At 63.7% G+C, this 15,970-nt stretch carries 19 protein-coding genes; 8 read left to right on the plus strand and 11 right to left on the minus strand.

What is annotated here, in order from left to right:
• Positions 1 to 77: 77 nt before the first annotated feature.
• Genes O7A60_RS06490 through O7A60_RS06500 form a run of 3 tightly spaced genes read right to left on the minus strand, consistent with a single transcriptional unit; the run spans position 78 to position 2,015 of the window.
• Positions 78 to 869: a DUF429 domain-containing protein gene (locus tag O7A60_RS06490; protein ID WP_337105579.1), complete on the minus strand. Its 792-nt coding sequence runs from the start codon at positions 867 to 869 to the stop codon at positions 78 to 80.
• A complete protein-coding gene (gene pdxY / locus O7A60_RS06495; protein WP_337105580.1) occupies positions 866 to 1,750 on the minus strand; it encodes a pyridoxal kinase PdxY in 885 nt (294 codons plus the stop codon). The genes O7A60_RS06490 and pdxY overlap by 4 nt, the downstream gene beginning before the upstream one ends.
• A gap of 13 nt (positions 1,751 to 1,763) precedes the next feature.
• Entirely contained in the window at positions 1,764 to 2,015 is a 252-nt protein-coding gene (locus tag O7A60_RS06500; RefSeq protein WP_337105581.1) for a hypothetical protein, read from the minus strand.
• A 164-nt stretch (positions 2,016 to 2,179) separates the two neighbouring features.
• Between O7A60_RS06500 and O7A60_RS06505 the strand changes: the two genes are divergently transcribed.
• The 5 genes from O7A60_RS06505 (at position 2,180) to ppa (ending at position 5,908) form a co-directional block, all read left to right on the plus strand.
• The gene (locus O7A60_RS06505; RefSeq protein WP_337105582.1) at positions 2,180 to 2,818 is read left to right on the plus strand and encodes a LemA family protein; all 639 of its coding nucleotides are present in this window, start codon (positions 2,180 to 2,182) and stop codon (positions 2,816 to 2,818) included.
• A gap of 225 nt (positions 2,819 to 3,043) precedes the next feature.
• Complete coding sequence (locus O7A60_RS06510; RefSeq protein WP_337105803.1) at positions 3,044 to 3,886, plus strand: TPM domain-containing protein; 843 nt, start codon at positions 3,044 to 3,046, stop codon at positions 3,884 to 3,886.
• A gap of 9 nt (positions 3,887 to 3,895) precedes the next feature.
• Complete coding sequence (locus O7A60_RS06515; RefSeq protein ID WP_337105583.1) at positions 3,896 to 4,534, plus strand: TPM domain-containing protein; 639 nt, start codon at positions 3,896 to 3,898, stop codon at positions 4,532 to 4,534.
• 144 nt (positions 4,535 to 4,678) lie between these two features.
• Positions 4,679 to 5,185, plus strand: coding sequence for a GNAT family N-acetyltransferase (locus tag O7A60_RS06520; RefSeq protein ID WP_027146749.1), 507 nt, complete (start codon positions 4,679 to 4,681; stop codon positions 5,183 to 5,185).
• Between the two features lie 189 nt (positions 5,186 to 5,374).
• On the plus strand, positions 5,375 to 5,908 hold the full coding sequence (gene ppa / locus O7A60_RS06525; protein WP_140503932.1) for an inorganic diphosphatase: 534 nt from the start codon (positions 5,375 to 5,377) through the stop codon (positions 5,906 to 5,908).
• 60 nt (positions 5,909 to 5,968) lie between these two features.
• On the opposite strand, the gene O7A60_RS06530 is transcribed toward ppa, so the two are convergent.
• Positions 5,969 to 6,562 (minus strand): hypothetical protein, encoded by a 594-nt coding sequence (locus O7A60_RS06530; protein WP_337105584.1) that lies wholly within the window; start codon positions 6,560 to 6,562, stop codon positions 5,969 to 5,971.
• 44 nt (positions 6,563 to 6,606) lie between these two features.
• Positions 6,607 to 7,224: a TetR/AcrR family transcriptional regulator gene (locus O7A60_RS06535; protein WP_337105585.1), complete on the minus strand. Its 618-nt coding sequence runs from the start codon at positions 7,222 to 7,224 to the stop codon at positions 6,607 to 6,609.
• Positions 7,225 to 7,297: 73 nt separating this feature from the next.
• On the opposite strand from O7A60_RS06535, the gene O7A60_RS06540 reads away from it, so the two are divergent.
• Positions 7,298 to 8,581, plus strand: coding sequence for an MFS transporter (locus tag O7A60_RS06540; protein ID WP_337105586.1), 1,284 nt, complete (start codon positions 7,298 to 7,300; stop codon positions 8,579 to 8,581).
• Between the two features lie 170 nt (positions 8,582 to 8,751).
• On the opposite strand, the gene O7A60_RS06545 is transcribed toward O7A60_RS06540, so the two are convergent.
• Complete coding sequence (locus O7A60_RS06545; protein WP_140503924.1) at positions 8,752 to 9,033, minus strand: hypothetical protein; 282 nt, start codon at positions 9,031 to 9,033, stop codon at positions 8,752 to 8,754.
• A gap of 198 nt (positions 9,034 to 9,231) precedes the next feature.
• Between O7A60_RS06545 and typA the strand changes: the two genes are divergently transcribed.
• Positions 9,232 to 11,061 (plus strand): translational GTPase TypA, encoded by a 1,830-nt coding sequence (gene typA / locus O7A60_RS06550; protein ID WP_027145159.1) that lies wholly within the window; start codon positions 9,232 to 9,234, stop codon positions 11,059 to 11,061.
• Positions 11,062 to 11,119: 58 nt separating this feature from the next.
• Here the strand turns inward: typA and O7A60_RS06555 are convergent, their stop codons facing one another.
• Both O7A60_RS06555 and O7A60_RS06560 read right to left on the minus strand, forming a co-directional pair.
• Entirely contained in the window at positions 11,120 to 11,746 is a 627-nt protein-coding gene (locus tag O7A60_RS06555) for a DUF1062 domain-containing protein (RefSeq protein ID WP_337105587.1), read from the minus strand.
• Complete coding sequence (locus O7A60_RS06560; RefSeq protein ID WP_337105588.1) at positions 11,706 to 11,957, minus strand: hypothetical protein; 252 nt, start codon at positions 11,955 to 11,957, stop codon at positions 11,706 to 11,708. Before O7A60_RS06560 ends, O7A60_RS06555 begins: the two co-directional genes overlap by 41 nt.
• 222 nt (positions 11,958 to 12,179) lie before the next feature.
• Between O7A60_RS06560 and O7A60_RS06565 the strand changes: the two genes are divergently transcribed.
• On the plus strand, positions 12,180 to 12,794 hold the full coding sequence (locus tag O7A60_RS06565; protein ID WP_337105589.1) for a LysE family translocator: 615 nt from the start codon (positions 12,180 to 12,182) through the stop codon (positions 12,792 to 12,794).
• Positions 12,795 to 12,925: 131 nt separating this feature from the next.
• Here O7A60_RS06565 and O7A60_RS06570 read toward each other — a convergent pair whose 3' ends face one another.
• From O7A60_RS06570 to O7A60_RS06580, 3 genes are all read right to left on the minus strand, one after another.
• A complete protein-coding gene (locus tag O7A60_RS06570) occupies positions 12,926 to 13,252 on the minus strand; it encodes a YciI family protein (protein WP_337105590.1) in 327 nt (108 codons plus the stop codon).
• 190 nt (positions 13,253 to 13,442) lie between these two features.
• Entirely contained in the window at positions 13,443 to 15,266 is a 1,824-nt protein-coding gene (locus O7A60_RS06575; RefSeq protein ID WP_337105591.1) for an aromatic amino acid ammonia-lyase, read from the minus strand.
• A gap of 140 nt (positions 15,267 to 15,406) precedes the next feature.
• A complete protein-coding gene (locus O7A60_RS06580) occupies positions 15,407 to 15,970 on the minus strand; it encodes a peroxidase-related enzyme (protein WP_140503915.1) in 564 nt (187 codons plus the stop codon).

A 15,970-nucleotide genomic window follows, 5' to 3' on the forward strand; every position in this document is an offset into this window, starting at 1 on the left:
CCCGCTGCGAGCAATGCAGAATTGCGGGGGCTGGCCATAAATGTCATGCGCCAAAGCGGGAACGCCCGCCGACTTTGTCACGCCCAGATCGCGACCGGTATGCCAAAACCGTCAGCGAGCGGCGGGTTGGGAAACGGTTTTGCTTTGCCGCCAACGATGCGGCCGGCGATCAGCATCATGGCCGCCGCATCGAGGAAATCATCGGCGGCCGCACCACGTGGCGGCGGCTGGTCGAGGAAGTCCATGTCATAGCCGTGCCGGCAAAGCAGCGCCTTGCGTTCCGCCATGCCGGCTGGATTGACGCTGCCCTTGATCTTCTTCGGCAACAGCATGGCCCGATCGCCGTTCAGGCGGCAGAAGGCGACTTCCGGGTGCGATTCGAAGACACGGCCGCGCAGCTCGGGCCGCGCGATCAGCAACGCGTCGATCTCGCGGATTTTCGAGAAGATGCCGAAGGCCTGGATGGAAACGCCGCGCGGAGGGTCCGATGTCGTCCTGGCCACGTCGCTTGCCCTGAGATGTGCCGCGTACCAGGCTTCGGTCGTGGTGAAATCGCCGGTGTCGGCATAGAGCGCGGCGCGCGATGGGATCGAAAAGACGCTGGACTGGCGCGCGCCGAGCAGCGGCCGCACCTGCGCCTCCGGTCCGCGCCCGCCCTTTTGCGAAAATTCCGGTAGGCCGATCGGCATGTCGACGGCGACGACCGCATCATCGGGGATCGCCGCCAGCAGGGCGGCGAAGGTGGGGAAGACATCGACCGAAGGCGCGGCGTCGGGGTTACGAGGTGTCGAACCGGGTTCGCGCAGCACGGCGATCCAGCCGGCCTTGCAGCCATCGGCGCCGACGAGCACGACTTTGGCCGGGGTCACGCCCGGCGGTCCCGCCCCGGATGCGTGAGGTGGCGCAGCTGGACCATGGCCATCGGGTGCGACAGGCTCTGCGCATCGGTCTCGAGCTGCAACTCGTCGCCGCCGCGTTTTGCCGTGCGTGCCAGGATCTCGTAGACCGCCGCCGTGGTCGACTGCAGCGCCTTGATCGCCGGCTGGCCGGACAGGATGCGCGCCAGGTAGACCGCCGCGGTCAGGTCGCCCAGGCCGTTCGGCGGCTTCTCGATCAGGCGGTGTTCGGCGAGCAGCGCCTGGGTGCCGTCGAGCAGCAGATTGCCGGTGCCGCCTGAAATCATCGACGGTGCCGAGGTGACCAGCATGGTCGACGGTCCGGCATGGAGTGCCGCCGAGATCACCGATTTCAGGTCGGGCAGCGGCGCGCCGGCCATCCATTCCAGCTCATAGCGGTTGGGAGTGGCGATGTCGGCGATCGGCATCAGCCGGTCGCGCATGACGGCGGCGGTGGGCTCGGGCACATAGAGGCCACCGGAATCGCCCATCACCGGATCGCAGATGTAGACGGCGTCGGGCGTCCTCGCCTTGACCGCGGAGACCAGAGAGGCGACCGCCTCGGCCTGGCCGGCCTCGCCGAGATAGCCCGACAGCACGGCACCTACCTCACAGAGCCACGGCGCGCGCTCCAGATCGGCCATCAGCGCCTTGAACTGGTCGAGCGGCGGCACGATGCGGGTCGCGCGGCCATGGCCGGGATGCCATGGCAGGATAATTGTCGGCACCGCCCAGACCGGAAAACCCAGCGTCTCCAGCGCAAAGACGGCGGCACGGTTGCCGACCGAGCCACGCGCGACATGGCTGGAAATGACAATGACCGCGCGCGGCGCGTCGGTTTTTTCGGCGCTCATTGTTTTTTGATTCCTAGCTGCCCCGGGTGAGGAAAAGCACGAGCCAGACCATCAAGCCCAGCGCCAGAAGCAGGCCGAGTATCCTGCCAACGCGCGTACCCCAGACTTCGATCGGGTCCGAGCGGTCGGCATCGGCCGCGGAGACGTGGTCGCGCATGCCTTTTGTCGTCCGTGCCACGAAAGAGTTGCCGGCCGGATCGGTCTCCTGCGCGACGCGCTGGAGGATACGGCGCGATTCCCTGTCGCTGTCCTGGCCTTCCGGCATGATGATGTCCCGTTTTGGTGGAACCTTATCGCGTTCGCGCGGCCAATCACAGAGCCTTGCGCGGGGGCGATCCATGCCGGGCCTGCTGCAGAGGTCGGGGCCGTTTTCTTGCGCGCCGATTGTGGTAATGCTTCGGATGCAACTTCTATCGAGGGACCCCCATCATGCCTGCCCAGCGCCTTGCTCGACCATCGACATTCCGCACGCTGCCCGCCTTCCTGATGATGGCAATCGTGCTGCCGCTGCTTGCCGGCTGCGGCTACAACACGATCCCGACGGCGGAAGAAAACGCCAGGGCGGCATGGAGCGAGGTGTTGAACCAGTATCAGCGCCGCGCCGACCTCATCCCCAATCTGGTCGAGACGGTCAAAGGCTATGCCTCGCATGAAAAGGACACGCTCGACGCCGTTGTCCAGGCGCGGGCCAAGGCGACGCAGATCACGGTAACGCCGGAAACGCTGAAGGATCCGGAAGCGCTCAAGAAGTTCCAGGATGCCCAGGCAGGGCTGACCAGCGCACTTTCGCGGCTGATCGCGGTGTCGGAGGCCTATCCCGACCTCAAGGCCAACCAGAATTTCCTGGCGCTGCAGGCGCAGCTCGAAGGCACGGAGAACCGCATCGCGGTGGCGCGGCGCGACTACATCCAGGCCGTCAGGGACTACAATCTGACGCTGAAGACGTTCCCGTCGGTGCTGTGGGCGACCTTCTGGTTCCGCGGCAGCGAGCCCTTCGCCAACTTCACCGTAGAGGAAGACAAGATGCAGCCGCCGAAGGTCGATTTCGGCACGAAGCAGGGCGGGTGAACGGCGACTGTCATCGAAATAAATTCCGCGAAAAGACGGATCGCTGGCGTGCAAACACCCCCCTCTGTCCTGCCGGACACCTCTCCCTCAAAGGGGATTGGCAGCTTTGCGGCCGGCTTCCGCTCTCAATGCCTGGCGATTGGCGAAACCCTGTATGACATCCAATCTCTCCCCTTGAGGGGGAGATGTCCGGCAGGACAGAGGGGGGCGCGACAGAACGCCAACCTGGTTTTTCTTGGCGCGTTATTCTGCCTTTTCCTCCTCTTGCCCCTAACCGCCTTCGCTGCCGATCTGCCGGCGCTCACGGGCCGCGTGGTCGACAATGCCGGCATCATCGATGCCGCGACCAAGGCGGCGCTGACGCAGAAGCTGGCGGACTTCGAAACCAAGGGCTCGGACCAGATCGTCGTCGCCACCATCCCCAGCCTCGGCGGCGAGGAGATCGAACCCTACGCCAACCGGCTGTTCCGCTTCTGGAAGCTCGGCCAGGCCAAGGAGAACAACGGCGTTCTGCTTCTGGTCGCGCCCAACGACCGCAAGATGCGCATCGAGGTCGGCTATGGGCTGGAAGGCACGCTGACCGACCTGCACACCAAGCTGGTCATCGAGAACGACATGGTGCCGGCCTTCCGCGCCGGCGATTTCTCCGGCGGCATCTCGAAGGCCGTCGACGACATGATCATGGTGCTGGAGGGCAATCCGGAGGAGCTGGAGGCGCGCGGCAAGCGCAATCCCGCCGACAGCAGCACTCCCATGGACCCGGTCGTCGCCGTGTTCCTGATCCTGTGGGCGACGATGTTCTTCGGCGGCCTGGCAATGGCATTCCTGCCGCCGATGTTCGGCACGAAGCTGTCGCCGGGCGTGTATAGATGGCTGGGCATGACGTTTCGTTATGGCCAGGGAGCGGGCGGATCCACGCGCATCAGCGGTTGGACGACGGGGTCGGGCGGCGGCTGGTCCTCGGGCAGTTCCGGCGGCGGGTGGTCTTCGGGGTCAAGCAGCGGCGGCGGCGGGTTTTCGGGTGGCGGCGGCTCGTCCGGCGGTGGCGGTTCTTCAGGAAGCTGGTGAGACAAGATCATGGCAACACGACCGATCAGCCCACAGGATCATGAGCGGATCGCCGCTGCGATCCGGTCGGCGGAATCCAGGACCGACGGCGAAATCTATTGCGTCGTGGCGCATGCCAGCGATGGCTATTTCGCCCCTGCGGCCTTGATGGCGACACTCGGCATGCTGGTCGTCAGCCTCGTGGTCGCCTATGGGCTGGAGGCCTGGTGGCTCACCATCCGCCTGCCGCATTTCGTCATAGCTGAGTTGCTGGCGCTGGCCTGCGTGCTCGCCCTGCTGTGGACGCTGCCCGGCCTGCGCATCCATATGGTGCCGCGTCGGCTGCGCTATCAGGCCGCACACGCCAATGCGGTCAAGCAGTTCCTCGCCCGCAACGTCCACCGCACCACGGCGCGCACCGGCGTGCTGATCTTCGTCTCGATCGCCGAACGCTATGCCGAGGTGGTCGCCGATTCAGGCATCGACGCCAAAGTCGGCCAGCATTTGTGGGACGGAGTGGTGCGTGATCTCACCGCGCATGCCGGCGACGACCGGCTCGCCGACGGCTTCGTCACGGCGATCGAGCAGGTGGGGGCGGTGCTGGCCGAGCACTTCCCGGTCACGCAAGGCGATACCAACGAGCTGGACGACCATCTGGTCGAGATCTGAAAGCTCGCCCGCAAACGCTCCTCAGCCGGATTCCTGACAGGCTTTGCTGGATGTCACCAGCGTCATGGATCGTCTGTGCGAAAGCGCACCATCGGCCGCCCGGACTCTTGCAATCGGGCAATGCGGGTTTATGGTTAACAAATCATGAATACGCTGACGATCGACATCCGGAAGGCAGACCCGCGCGATGCCGGCGCCATTGCCGAGGTGCATCTGGAAGCTTGGCGGGGCGCCTATTCCGGCATCATTCCGCACCGCACGCTGACATCGATGATCAACCGCCGTGGCGCCGACTGGTGGGCCAATGCCATCCGCCGCGCCGCCACCGTGCTGGTCGTCGAGATCGGTGGCAAGATCGCCGGCTATGCGACGATCGGCAAGAACCGCGCCAAGGAACTCAAGCAGCAGGGCGAGATCTACGAATTGTACCTGCGCCCTGAATACCAGGGCATCGGGCTCGGCAGGCGCCTGTTTTCGGCGGCCAGGGCACGTCTCGCCGACCATGGGCTGAAAGGCATGGTGGTGTGGGCGCTGGAAGACAACCAGAACGCACTTGCCTTCTATGCCGGGGCCGGCGGCCGCGACATCGCCGAAGGCGTCGAGATTTTCGAGCAGAAGGCGCTCAAGAAGGTCGCCTTCGTCTGGGAGTGACCGCCGGGGATATTCGGAAGGCGGAGTCCCCGACTAACCCAAAATCACGGCGCTGAAACATCTTGTGCCGATGATTGAACGCGTAGAGCGCCATCGCGTCTCACCGGATGCATCTAAGCACCATTCGCCGCATTGCACCATTTTGCGCCGCCCGCTATCTCCTGCCGATCGAGAGAGGGACAAAAAGCCATGCGCATCGAAGCCATAGCCACTGGAAAGAATCCGCCTGACGACGTCAACGTCATCATCGAGGTGCCGATTGGCGGCGAGCCGATCAAGTACGAGATGGACAAGGAGGCCGGCACGCTGTTCGTCGACCGCTTCCTGCACACCTCGATGCGCTATCCCGGCAATTACGGCTTCGTGCCGCACACGCTGTCGGGCGACGGCGACCCGATCGACGTGCTGGTCTGCAACACGCGCGCTTTGGTGCCGGGCTGCGTCATCAACGTGCGGCCTATCGGCGTGCTGATCATGGAAGACAATGCCGGCCAGGACGAGAAGATCATCGCGGTGCCGTCACCGAAGCTGACACTGCGCTACGAGAACGTCACCGAATACACGCAGCTGCCCGACATCACGCGCCAGCAGGTGCAGCACTTTTTCGAGCACTACAAGGATCTCGAACCCGGCAAATGGGTCAAGATCGAGGGCTGGCACGATTCCAAATATGCCAAGAAGATGATCATGGACGCGATCGACCGGGCGAAGGCGAGCAAGTAGGTAACCCGACTTCGTCATGCCAGGGCGGAGCAGCCGCGAAGCGGCGCTTCGGCGACGTCCTCAGTTATCGACCCGGCCGAAAGCCGGCACGTTGCCGACCACCACGCGCTTGTCCTTGCCGCGGGCGAAGCCCTTCGCCTTTTCATCGGCGATCTTGCGCGCCTGGTCGTTGGCGGTGAGGTTGCCGGTGGCCAGCACCAGGCCGACGGTGCAGCCGTCACGGGCGTCCATCTGGGCGACCTTGGCGACGAGCAGCACCTCGGTCTTCTTGGTCTCGTCCTCGGGATCGCTGATCGAGCGGCGGTGGATGACCGCGAATGGCACGGCTTTGTCGCCATTGGTTTCGATGCGCCACTCGACCTTGGCTCCGGACGAATTCAAGGCCGAAAAACTTTCCCAGGCGGACGTCATGTCGCCGCCGGGCGGAAAGCCGTAGAACAGCGATTCGCGGGCGTCGTCATATCCGATCAGCACGGAATAGCCGCGATAACCGGAGCAGGCGAGGTCGGCCCAGTCGCCGTCGCCCTGCTCGGCCTGCGCATAGGTCACGCAGTCCTTTTTCCAGTCGAGGTCGGTGTAGGCGCTGGATATCTCGCCGGCTTGTGCCGCCTGGCAGAGGCCGGCGAAGGTAAGCGGGATCAACAGGCTGCGCATCGCGGAGATCTCCGTTGGAGGTCGTCCCAGCGTATCGCCAATCGCTATTTCTTCAAGCTCGCTTCGATCAGCAGGTCGGCGTTGCGGGCAACCGACTGCGCCGGTCCGCCAAGGCCGAACAGCTGGCCGCTGATATAGGCGCCTTCGATCAGCAGCAGCAGCCCGTCGCCCAGCGTGTCAGGGTCTTGCGCGCCCATCGCCGCCGCCATGGCGCGCAGGCGGCGGCGCAATTCCTGCTTGTTGGCCTCACTGACGACGCGGGCCGGATGGCTGTGGTCGGGATATTCGACCGCCGCATTGGTCATGCCGCAGCCGCGATAGTCCGCCACTTGCGTTCGCTTGCCGATGCGGGTCAGGAAAGCCTTGATCTGCGCGCGCGGGTCGCCGGGATAGGCGGCAACGGCCTCATCGAAACGCTCCCAGTATTCAAGATCGTATTGCCTGAGGTAGGAGGCGGCCAGCTCGTCCTTGGAGGGAAAGCTGCGATAGAGGCTGGGCTTGGTGACGCCGGCGCGCTTGACGATTTCGTCGACGCCGATCGCCCTGATACCTCGCCGGTAGAACAGGTCATAGGCTACGTCGAGGATCTTCTTGGCGGCCTTGGGTGGCGCGGAAGCATGACCGTCTCTGATGGTCAGTTCAATTTTTTTGTCGCTTGGCATCATGGGACTCGATTGACAATGTTACCGATCGGTACGATACATGCTCCCACCTTGCAACGTACCGGTCAGTAACATGATAGCTCAATCCCGTCCATTTGGCCAGCGCTACGCTTTCGTCGTGGTTGGCGTCATCTTCCTTTGCCTGCTGATCGCCGCCGGCCTGCGCTCGGCGCCTTCCGTCATGATGCTGCCGCTGGAAAACAGTTTCGGCTGGCGACGCGACGTCATTTCGCTGGCCGCGGGCGTCGGCATCCTGCTCTACGGGCTGACCGGTCCGTTCGCAGCAGCACTGATGGAGCGCATCGGGCTGCGCCGCACGCTGCTTGCATCGCTGGTGGTGATGTCAGGTTCGACCACGCTCAGCCTGCTGATGACCAAGCCCTGGCATCTGTTCATCACCTGGGGCGTTTTTTCCGGCATCGGATCCGGCGCCGTCGCCAGCGTGCTCGGCGCCACCATCGTCAACCGCTGGTTCAAGACCAATCGCGGCCTTGTCATGGGGCTGATGTCGGCCTCCAGCGCCACCGGCATGCTGGTCTTCCTGCCGCTGATCGCCTCGCTGGCGCAAGCCGGCGGCTGGCAGCCCGTTGTCATCGCCGTCGCGATCGCTACCGCTGCGTTGATCCCCCTGGTCTGGCTGCTGGTGCCGGAGCGCCCGGCCTCGATCGGCATGGTGCGCTATGGCGCCGAGGCGGATGACGTTCCGCCGACTTCGCCCGCGGCACAAGGCAATTTCCTGGCGCATACGCTCAACACGTTGCGCCGCGCCGCCGGCACGCGGGTGTTCTGGTACCTGTTCGCCACCTTCTTCGTCTGCGGCTTCACCACCAACGGGCTGGTTGGCACGCATCTGATCGCGTTCTGCGGCGACATGGGCATTGGCGAGGTGCAGGCCGCCGGCCTGCTGTCGATGATGGGCATTTTCGACCTGATCGGCACCACGCTGTCAGGCTGGCTCACCGACCGTTTCGACCCGCGCAAGCTGCTCGGCGTCTACTATGCCATCCGTGGCCTGTCGCTGATTTATCTGCCCTATTCCGGGTTCTCGGCGACCAGCCTGATCATCTTCGCCGTGCTCTACGGCCTCGACTGGATCGCCACAGTGCCCCCGACGCTGCGGCTGGCCAACGAAGCCTTCGGCGACCGCAGCGGGCCGATCGTGTTCGGCTGGATCGTCGCCGGCCACCAGGTGGGTGCCGCCACCGCCGCCGCCTTCGGCGGCACCATGCGTGAGCTGCAGGGCAATTACGAACTGGCGTTCCTGATTGCCGGCATGACGGCAATCGCGGCGGCCTGTATTTCGCTCCTGATCAACACCAGCCGACCGGCCTTCGATCCGGAACCGCAGGCGGCTTGAGGCGCGTCGATATTCAGGTGAGGCCGGCCTGCAAACGGCGGCTTCCTGCGCTTCCGGTGCTCACGTACAAAAGTACGCTCCGCTCCGGTTCTCGAAAGTCACTGTTTTCGGCTCGGCCTGACCTGAATCTCAACACGCCTCAGCGTGTAAGAACTGGCGCGAGAGGCGTCTCAGTCGGGGTAGCAGACCATTGGAATGTTGGGCCAAACCGCCGCATCGCAGTTGGCGCTGGCCTGTCTCTGCTTGAAGGCGGCGCTGACCGGGCCGGTCACTACCGGGTCGACGCCGTCGGGCGCGTCGGCAAAGGCCTGCTGCGCGGAAGGCGTATTATCAGGCAGGACAGACCGCGCTTCCTTCAGCGTCGCGGCCGACTGCGCGGCGTTGGCCGCCAGCAGGACGGCAAAGGCAGCGGACGCGATCAGCGGCCAAAATCGGTTGAGTTTATCGGTCATGACGTTCGAACTGCCCGGGGCCTGAAAAGGTTCCCGCCTTGGTTAACAAAATCATTTCACACGCAGATGCTTAAGATTTGATGAGTATTTGGTGGCGCGCGTCCCCTTTCGCAACTGCGAAAAACCCTGTATGAGCCGCGCAACCGAAAGAGGCAGCGCCTTTGGCCTGCTGCCTGCAACGCTTCCGAGACCAGAATCATGAACCTCCGTAATATCGCGATCATCGCGCACGTCGACCATGGAAAGACCACCCTGGTCGACCAGCTTTTGAAACAGTCCGGCTCCTTCCGTGACAACCAGCGCGTCGCCGAGCGTGCCATGGATTCCAACGATCTCGAAAAGGAACGCGGCATCACCATCCTGGCCAAGGCGACCTCGGTCGACTGGAAGGACACCCGCATCAACATCGTCGATACCCCCGGCCACGCCGATTTCGGCGGTGAGGTCGAGCGCATCCTGTCGATGGTGGATTCGGCCATCGTGCTGGTCGACGCCGCCGAAGGGCCGATGCCGCAGACCAAGTTCGTCGTCGGCAAGGCGCTCAAGGTCGGCTTGAAGCCGATCGTCGTCATCAACAAGATCGACCGTCCCGACGCGCGCCATGTCGAGGTGGTCAACGAGGTGTTCGACCTGTTCGCCGCGCTCGACGCCACCGACGAGCAGCTCGATTTCCCGATCCTCTATGGTTCGGGCCGCGACGGCTGGGTGTCGGAAAACCCGGAAGGGCCCAAGGACCAGCAGCTCGCGCCGTTGTTCGACCTCGTCATCAAGCATGTGCCGGCGCCGACCGTCCATCCCGGTCCGTTCCGCATGATCGGCACCATCCTGGAAGCCAATCCGTTCCTCGGACGCATCATCACCGGCCGCATCGAGAGCGGCACGCTGAAGTCCAACCAGGCGGTCAAGGTGCTGCACAATGACGGCACCCAGATCGAAACCGGCCGCATCTCCAAGATCCTCGCTTTCCGTGGCCTCGAGCGCCAGCCGATCGAAGAAGCCCAGGCGGGTGACATCGTCGCCATTGCCGGCCTGTCCAAGGGGACCGTCGCCGACACGTTCTGCGACCTGGCGGTGACCGAGGCGCTGCATGCACAGCCGATCGATCCACCGACCGTGACCATGTCCTTCCTCGTCAACGACAGCCCGCTGGCCGGCACCGAAGGCGACAAGGTGACCAGCCGCGTCATTCGCGACCGGTTGCTTCGGGAAGCCGAAGGCAATGTCGCGCTCAAGATCGAGGAATCGCCCGACAAGGATTCGTTCTTCGTCTCCGGACGTGGCGAATTGCAGCTCGCCGTGCTGATCGAGACGATGCGCCGCGAAGGCTTTGAAATCGCCGTCTCGCGTCCGCGCGTCGTCATGCAGAAGGGCGAGAATGGCGAATTGCTGGAGCCGGTCGAGGAAGTTGTGATCGACGTCGACGAGGAGCATGCCGGCGTCGTCGTGCAGAAGATGTCGGAACGCAAGGCCGAAATGGTCGAACTGCGCCCGTCGGGCGGCAACCGCCAGCGTATCGTCTTCCACGCGCCGACGCGCGGTCTGATCGGCTACCAGTCGGAACTTTTGACCGATACGCGCGGCACCGCCGTGATGAACCGGCTGTTCCATGCTTACGAACCCTACAAGGGCGAATTGCCCGGCCGCACCAACGGCGTGCTGATCTCCAACGAGCAGGGCGAGTCGGTCGCCTATGCCATGTGGAACCTGGAAGACCGTGGCCCGATGGTCATCGATCCGGGCGTCAAGGTCTATCAGGGCATGATCATCGGCATCCACAGCCGGGACAACGATCTCGAAGTGAACGTGCTGAAGGGCAAGAAACTGACCAACATCCGCGCCGCCGGCAAGGATGAAGCGGTCAAGCTCACCCCGCCGATCCGCATGACGCTGGAGCGCGCATTGGCCTGGATCCAGGACGACGAGCTGGTCGAGGTGACGCCGAAGACCATCCGCCTGCGCAAGCTCTATCTCGACCCGAACGAGCGTAAGCGTTTCGAGAAGTCGTCCAAGGCGGTCGGCGCGGCGTAAGGGTTTCCTTTTTCGAGAGTTGAGAGGGCGGAGCACCTGTGCTTCCGCCCTTTTTCGTTCATCCACCCGCGGCCGAGATGATGGTCCGCCGGTCAGGCTCGCCGGCGAGATCGATGCGGGTTGTCGCTCCCTCTCGGGCTGGTTTGCGCAGGGCCTTTGCTCCATCCGGCTCGATGGTCAGCAGCCTCCGTTCGTCCAGTGCCTGAAGCCGCGACCGCGAGATGCGAAGTTCGTTGGCAAGCAGCCGGTCGAGCCTCAGCGATACCGGCATTTCCAGACCGAGCCGGAGTTCCAGCGCCGTCGCGTCTTCCTTCATCTCGCCGATCACCTGCTTGCGCACGGCGGCGTCAGGGAACTCCTCGACGCGCCCCACGTGTTTGCGCAGGGCAACGATGTCGAAGGCATGGCTCCGGACCAGTGCCGGATCATTGCTTTCGAGTGCCGCGAGCAGCGCCGGCGCGATGTCGCGGCGGTTGCAGCGCTCGAAAATACCGACATTCCAGGAATTGTCGCAATCGACGCAACGATAGATCAGCCACACGTCGATGCGCTTGCCGTTGGCGTTGACGCGGAATTTCCCGCTGCAGCGATAGGCTTTCACGCAGCCGCAGCGATTGCAGTTGATCAGGGGGCGTGGTGCGATTTCAGGCGCGATCGTCCAGTGGATGCGCAGGGCCGAAGACATGCCGGTAAGTCCTTCCCGTCGGGAAGTTCATCCGGTCGGCGATGTCGAGATGCCCATGCGGGCGCGGCGTGGCGGGTGGCTGCGGAGGATGTGAATACAGCTGTCGCTGGGCAAAAGCGCGCGACAGCGGTTCAGCAGTGCCAAACCGGTCTCGAACCGCCGCCCAGAAGAACACATGAAAACGAAACAGGCACTGCTGATGCGGCGCCATGCAGGTGTGTCGGGGGAGTTGACGAGACCGGCGGTTACTGAGGCAAAGTGAGGCTCGAAATTGTTTCGCGGCAGCCCTTCTAGCGGCGTGACGCCGGGTCTGCAAGGGGCTCCGCAAGCACGCGGCAGGTCAGCGCCCATGGCCCATATTGTCTTGCCTTTGCCAGAGCCGCAGCTGTTGGGTTATTGTGGCTGATCGAGCCCCGACGCAGAGACCCTCGCCATGCACCTCGCCTCACTGCTGATCTTCGCCGCCGCCTTGTTCGTGGCCGCCGGTTCGCCCGGTCCGTCCATCGCGGCGCTCGTCGCGCGCGTCATCTCGAAAGGGTTTCGCGATGTGTTTCCGTTCCTGCTTGCCATGTGGATCGGCGAAGGCATCTGGCTGTCGCTGGCTGTGTTCGGGCTAGCGGTGGTGGCGCAGACCTTCCATCTCGCTTTCGTCATGGTGAAATGGGTTGGCGTCGCCTATCTCGCCTACCTCGCCTGGAAGATGTGGACGGCGCCCGTCGACGCCAAGGAAGGCGAGATGCCGCGCGAGGATTCGGCCGGCAAGCTGTTCTTCGCCGGCATGGCCGTCACGCTCGGCAATCCCAAGATCATGATGTTCTATCTGGCGCTGTTGCCGACCATCATAGACCTCGCTTCGGTCAGCCTCGTCGGCTGGGTCGAACTGACGGCGACCATGGCGGTGGTGCTGATCGCCATCGATCTCGCCTGGGTGCTTGCCGCCTCGCAGGCGCGCAAGCTGCTCAGGAGCAAGCGCGCCATGAAGATCGCCAACCGCGTCAGCGCCACGACAATGGCCGGTGCCGCGGCGGCCATCGCGGCGCGGTCCTAGGGCAGTTCGCCGTTTCATGAAAACGTCGAACCGCTCTAGCTCTTTTTTAACGCAATTCCTTAGGGAAAGCGCTACGCGCGTTTCCGGGGAAAACCGCTTCACACTTTTCCTGGAATTGCTCTAAGCAGGCGTCAGCCCATCATATTGATGATCGGCGCGATCTCGACGTTGCAGTTCGGCTCCATCAGAATCGGACACTCCCTGGCCTTGCGGGCAGCGTCATCGATGTCCTTCGCTTCGATGATCGAATAGCCGCCGGTCGGGTTGCTGCCGCCATTGTTCTCGACCTTGCCGCCGGGCAGCACCGTCTTCGACATGCCGACAGGATTGCCGCGCTCTACCACGGCCGAGCCGAGTTTTCCGAACCAGCCTGTCCAGGCGTCGGTCATTGCTTTGCGGTCCGCTTCGTTCGCCGGCATCTTGCCCGAGCCATGATAGATGTAGAGAAACTTTGCCATGCTCTCCTCCCTGATCAGCGGCATCGAACCGACATGCGGTCATGCCGCTGCCGATCATCGGACCAAAATGACCGGCAGGCAATGAAAATTCGCCAGCGCTAATATTCGTCTCCGCGAGGTGATCGCCATATGCTACTCGACCGTCCTGAAGGTGGGCATCGGTTCCTGGATACCCGCCTTGCGGCGGCCTTCATCGCTTGGGCAGAACGCCGGCCGTCGGAAATGCGGCACTCTTCGGCGCCTGCGGTCCGCCGGGGTAGAATTTCGAGGCCGGGTTCCCCAGCATGAAATCATAGGCGACCATGCCGAGCGGCCGCTTTTGCCGTTCCGACGCCGCTTGATGCCAGGGGATCACCTGGCGCAGCGCCTCGAGCGCCGCGGTTGGCGCCTCACCGAATTTCCGCTGCGGGTTCTGCGCCTTGCGGATTTCCATCCAATAGCTTGCCGTCAACAGGTCCTGAGCCAGCAGGTGAAACGACAGGTCGACCGCCTCGCGGGCGCGTTGCGTCTTGATGCGGGTCTGCGCTTCGAGGTCCTCGACGGTGGCGACGATGGCCTGGCCATTCGGTGTCACCGGCGTGCCGAGGTCGGCCAGTTCCTGCCAGAGATCGGTCGGCAGATAGCCGTCGAAGGTCGGGATATCCTTGCGCTCTTCGGGCTTCAGCACATCGGCCGGCTTGACCACGGTGAAGAAGGGATTGCGGAAGCGCTCGATGCGCTGCGCCACCGCGACGCCAAGATTGGTGAGAGAGATGATGAAAGCCTCGACCTGATTGGCCATGGGATAAGGATCCCAGTTGGCGTTGGAGAAGATATAGCCGGACTTGCCGTTACTCAGCGGTCCGCCCTTGATGTAATATTTCATGAATTGCGGCGTGTTCAGCTCCGGCGAGCTCTGCGGCGTCAGGCCCGGCAGCACGGCCGGATTGTGATCCGACGAGTTGATGGAGAGCAGCACGGATTGGCGCAGATCCGCCCAGGCCTGCCAGGCCGAGCCCTGACGCTGGCTGGAGGCGCGTATGCTTTCCGGGTCCTGGATGATGCGGGCCGCATCCTCATCGAAGAGATAGCTGCCCTTGATCATGTCCATGTTCCTCGCCGCATCCCATGTCAGCCACGGGTAAGGCCGCATGGATTGCACCGGCACCGATATCGGCGTCACGCTGGAATTCATGCCGTTCAGTCCCATGGCGTAGCTGAGGTCGGTCCATTCCAGCAGTTTTCGCGCGTCTTCCAGCAAAAGCACCGCCTGTGCCTGCGCGTAGGCATTGCTGCTGATCAGCGCGGCCTGGTCGGCGGCGAACGGTTCGAGCGGCTTCAGGCCCGCCTGCGAAAGGGCCTGCGCGGCCGGCATGCGAACGCCGTTGAGGTAGGCCTCGCCTTCGCCGACCATGGCCGCGCCGATATTGCCGAGTGTCGCGAGGTCACCTTCGCCGAGCGTGCCGCGCGATTGCACGACCGGCGTCACCCGCTTGTTCAGCATGTCGAGGAGCATATGCGTCAGCTGCGGGCTGGCGGCTTCGTAGGACATGGTGTTGGCGCGGATCGCCATGATCGCGCGCACGAGCGCCTCCTCCTGCAGCTCCGGCCCGTAGCCTCTGTTGACCCCGCCCTTGAAGCGGGCGAGCTGCTGATCCTTGAGGAGCTTGCTGTTTTCCGGCGTCGTCGGGTCGCCGGAGAAGATCACCGTTTCGCGCTGGTCGCCGGCGCCACGGTTGAACCAGTAGATCGTGATACCTTCGGCGGCACCCTCGAGCAGCAGGCCGTAGGCATCCGCCGAGCGCTGCAGCGCTTCCGGGCTGAGTTCGACCTTGGCGCCGTTGCGGGCGATGTCGATGACCTGGTCGATGGTCAGGTCGTGGCCGCTCAACGTTACTGTCTTGGCCGCCGCCGTCTCGAAAATGGGCTGGTAGGCTGTCGCCGCCTCGAATGCATGGGCGGGTGGAGATGCGAGCGCCAGGGTCATGGTCAGGGCGCAGAGAACAATCCTGGGTTTGGCAATTCGGTCAAGCATAAGGGCTCCCATTCTCGAAGCGTTAGCTTCGGGCACGAAGTTTCACCCCTCGGAAATTTTGTTTCCCGGAAACCTAGCCGGCAGTGTCTGCCTGTCAACGCTTGATGAGAACGAGGACCGATGGTGGAGCGCGCGTGGCCCTATCGCGCCATGGCGTGATATTCGTCGTTCGGCCGCATGTCGATCGCGGCCGCGACACGATTCGACATGTTGAAGAACGCCGCGGTCGAGGCGATGTCCCAGATGTCGCGATCACTGAAGCCGGCCTGGCGCAATGCAGCGCGGTCGGCCTCGACGATCCTGGCCGGCTCTTGCGTCAACTTGACGGCGAATTCGAGCATCGCCGTTTGCTTCGGGGAAAGGTCGGCGGCGCGGAAATTCATCACCATCATCTCGCCGAGCAAGGGATCGCCCGAGAGCTGACGCACCGCCGCACCATGCGCGGTCAGACAATAGTAGCAGTGGTTGATGGAGGAGACGGCGACAGCGATCATCTCGCGTTCCAGCTTCGACAGGCCGGATTCGCCCAGCATGAGGTCGTTATACATGTCGGTGAAGGCGCGCAGCTTCTTGTCGTCGAAGGCATAGGCCCTGAGCACGTTGGGGACGAGCCCGAGCTTTTCCTCGCATTTGGCGAAATAGGCTTTTGTCGGCTCGCTCAGCTCTCCCGAGGCCAGGTCAAGCGCGGTGATTTTGCCGGTCAT

The organism is Mesorhizobium salmacidum (SeqCode) (genome assembly GCF_037179605.1).
Lineage (GTDB): Bacteria > Pseudomonadota > Alphaproteobacteria > Rhizobiales > Rhizobiaceae > Mesorhizobium > Mesorhizobium salmacidum.

What these genes read in the sequence shown, in the direction of transcription:
- pdxY (WP_337105580.1), bottom strand. Translation starts at nt 1,750, where the DNA reads ATGAGCGCCGAAAAAACCGACGCGCCGCGCGCGGTCATTGTCATTTCC.
- O7A60_RS06500 (WP_337105581.1), bottom strand. Translation starts at nt 2,015, where the DNA reads ATGCCGGAAGGCCAGGACAGCGACAGGGAATCGCGCCGTATCCTCCAG.
- O7A60_RS06545 (WP_140503924.1), bottom strand. Translation starts at nt 9,033, where the DNA reads ATGACCGATAAACTCAACCGATTTTGGCCGCTGATCGCGTCCGCTGCC.
- typA (WP_027145159.1), top strand. Translation starts at nt 9,232, where the DNA reads ATGAACCTCCGTAATATCGCGATCATCGCGCACGTCGACCATGGAAAG.
- O7A60_RS06540 (WP_337105586.1), top strand. Translation starts at nt 7,298, where the DNA reads ATGATAGCTCAATCCCGTCCATTTGGCCAGCGCTACGCTTTCGTCGTG.
- O7A60_RS06575 (WP_337105591.1), bottom strand. Translation starts at nt 15,266, where the DNA reads ATGCTTGACCGAATTGCCAAACCCAGGATTGTTCTCTGCGCCCTGACC.
- O7A60_RS06580 (WP_140503915.1), bottom strand. Translation starts at nt 15,970, where the DNA reads ATGACCGGCAAAATCACCGCGCTTGACCTGGCCTCGGGAGAGCTGAGC.
- O7A60_RS06520 (WP_027146749.1), top strand. Translation starts at nt 4,679, where the DNA reads ATGAATACGCTGACGATCGACATCCGGAAGGCAGACCCGCGCGATGCC.
- O7A60_RS06570 (WP_337105590.1), bottom strand. Translation starts at nt 13,252, where the DNA reads ATGGCAAAGTTTCTCTACATCTATCATGGCTCGGGCAAGATGCCGGCG.
- O7A60_RS06555 (WP_337105587.1), bottom strand. Translation starts at nt 11,746, where the DNA reads ATGTCTTCGGCCCTGCGCATCCACTGGACGATCGCGCCTGAAATCGCA.
- O7A60_RS06560 (WP_337105588.1), bottom strand. Translation starts at nt 11,957, where the DNA reads ATGGCGCCGCATCAGCAGTGCCTGTTTCGTTTTCATGTGTTCTTCTGG.
- O7A60_RS06515 (WP_337105583.1), top strand. Translation starts at nt 3,896, where the DNA reads ATGGCAACACGACCGATCAGCCCACAGGATCATGAGCGGATCGCCGCT.
- O7A60_RS06565 (WP_337105589.1), top strand. Translation starts at nt 12,180, where the DNA reads ATGCACCTCGCCTCACTGCTGATCTTCGCCGCCGCCTTGTTCGTGGCC.
- ppa (WP_140503932.1), top strand. Translation starts at nt 5,375, where the DNA reads ATGCGCATCGAAGCCATAGCCACTGGAAAGAATCCGCCTGACGACGTC.
- O7A60_RS06505 (WP_337105582.1), top strand. Translation starts at nt 2,180, where the DNA reads ATGCCTGCCCAGCGCCTTGCTCGACCATCGACATTCCGCACGCTGCCC.
- O7A60_RS06535 (WP_337105585.1), bottom strand. Translation starts at nt 7,224, where the DNA reads ATGCCAAGCGACAAAAAAATTGAACTGACCATCAGAGACGGTCATGCT.
- O7A60_RS06530 (WP_337105584.1), bottom strand. Translation starts at nt 6,562, where the DNA reads ATGCGCAGCCTGTTGATCCCGCTTACCTTCGCCGGCCTCTGCCAGGCG.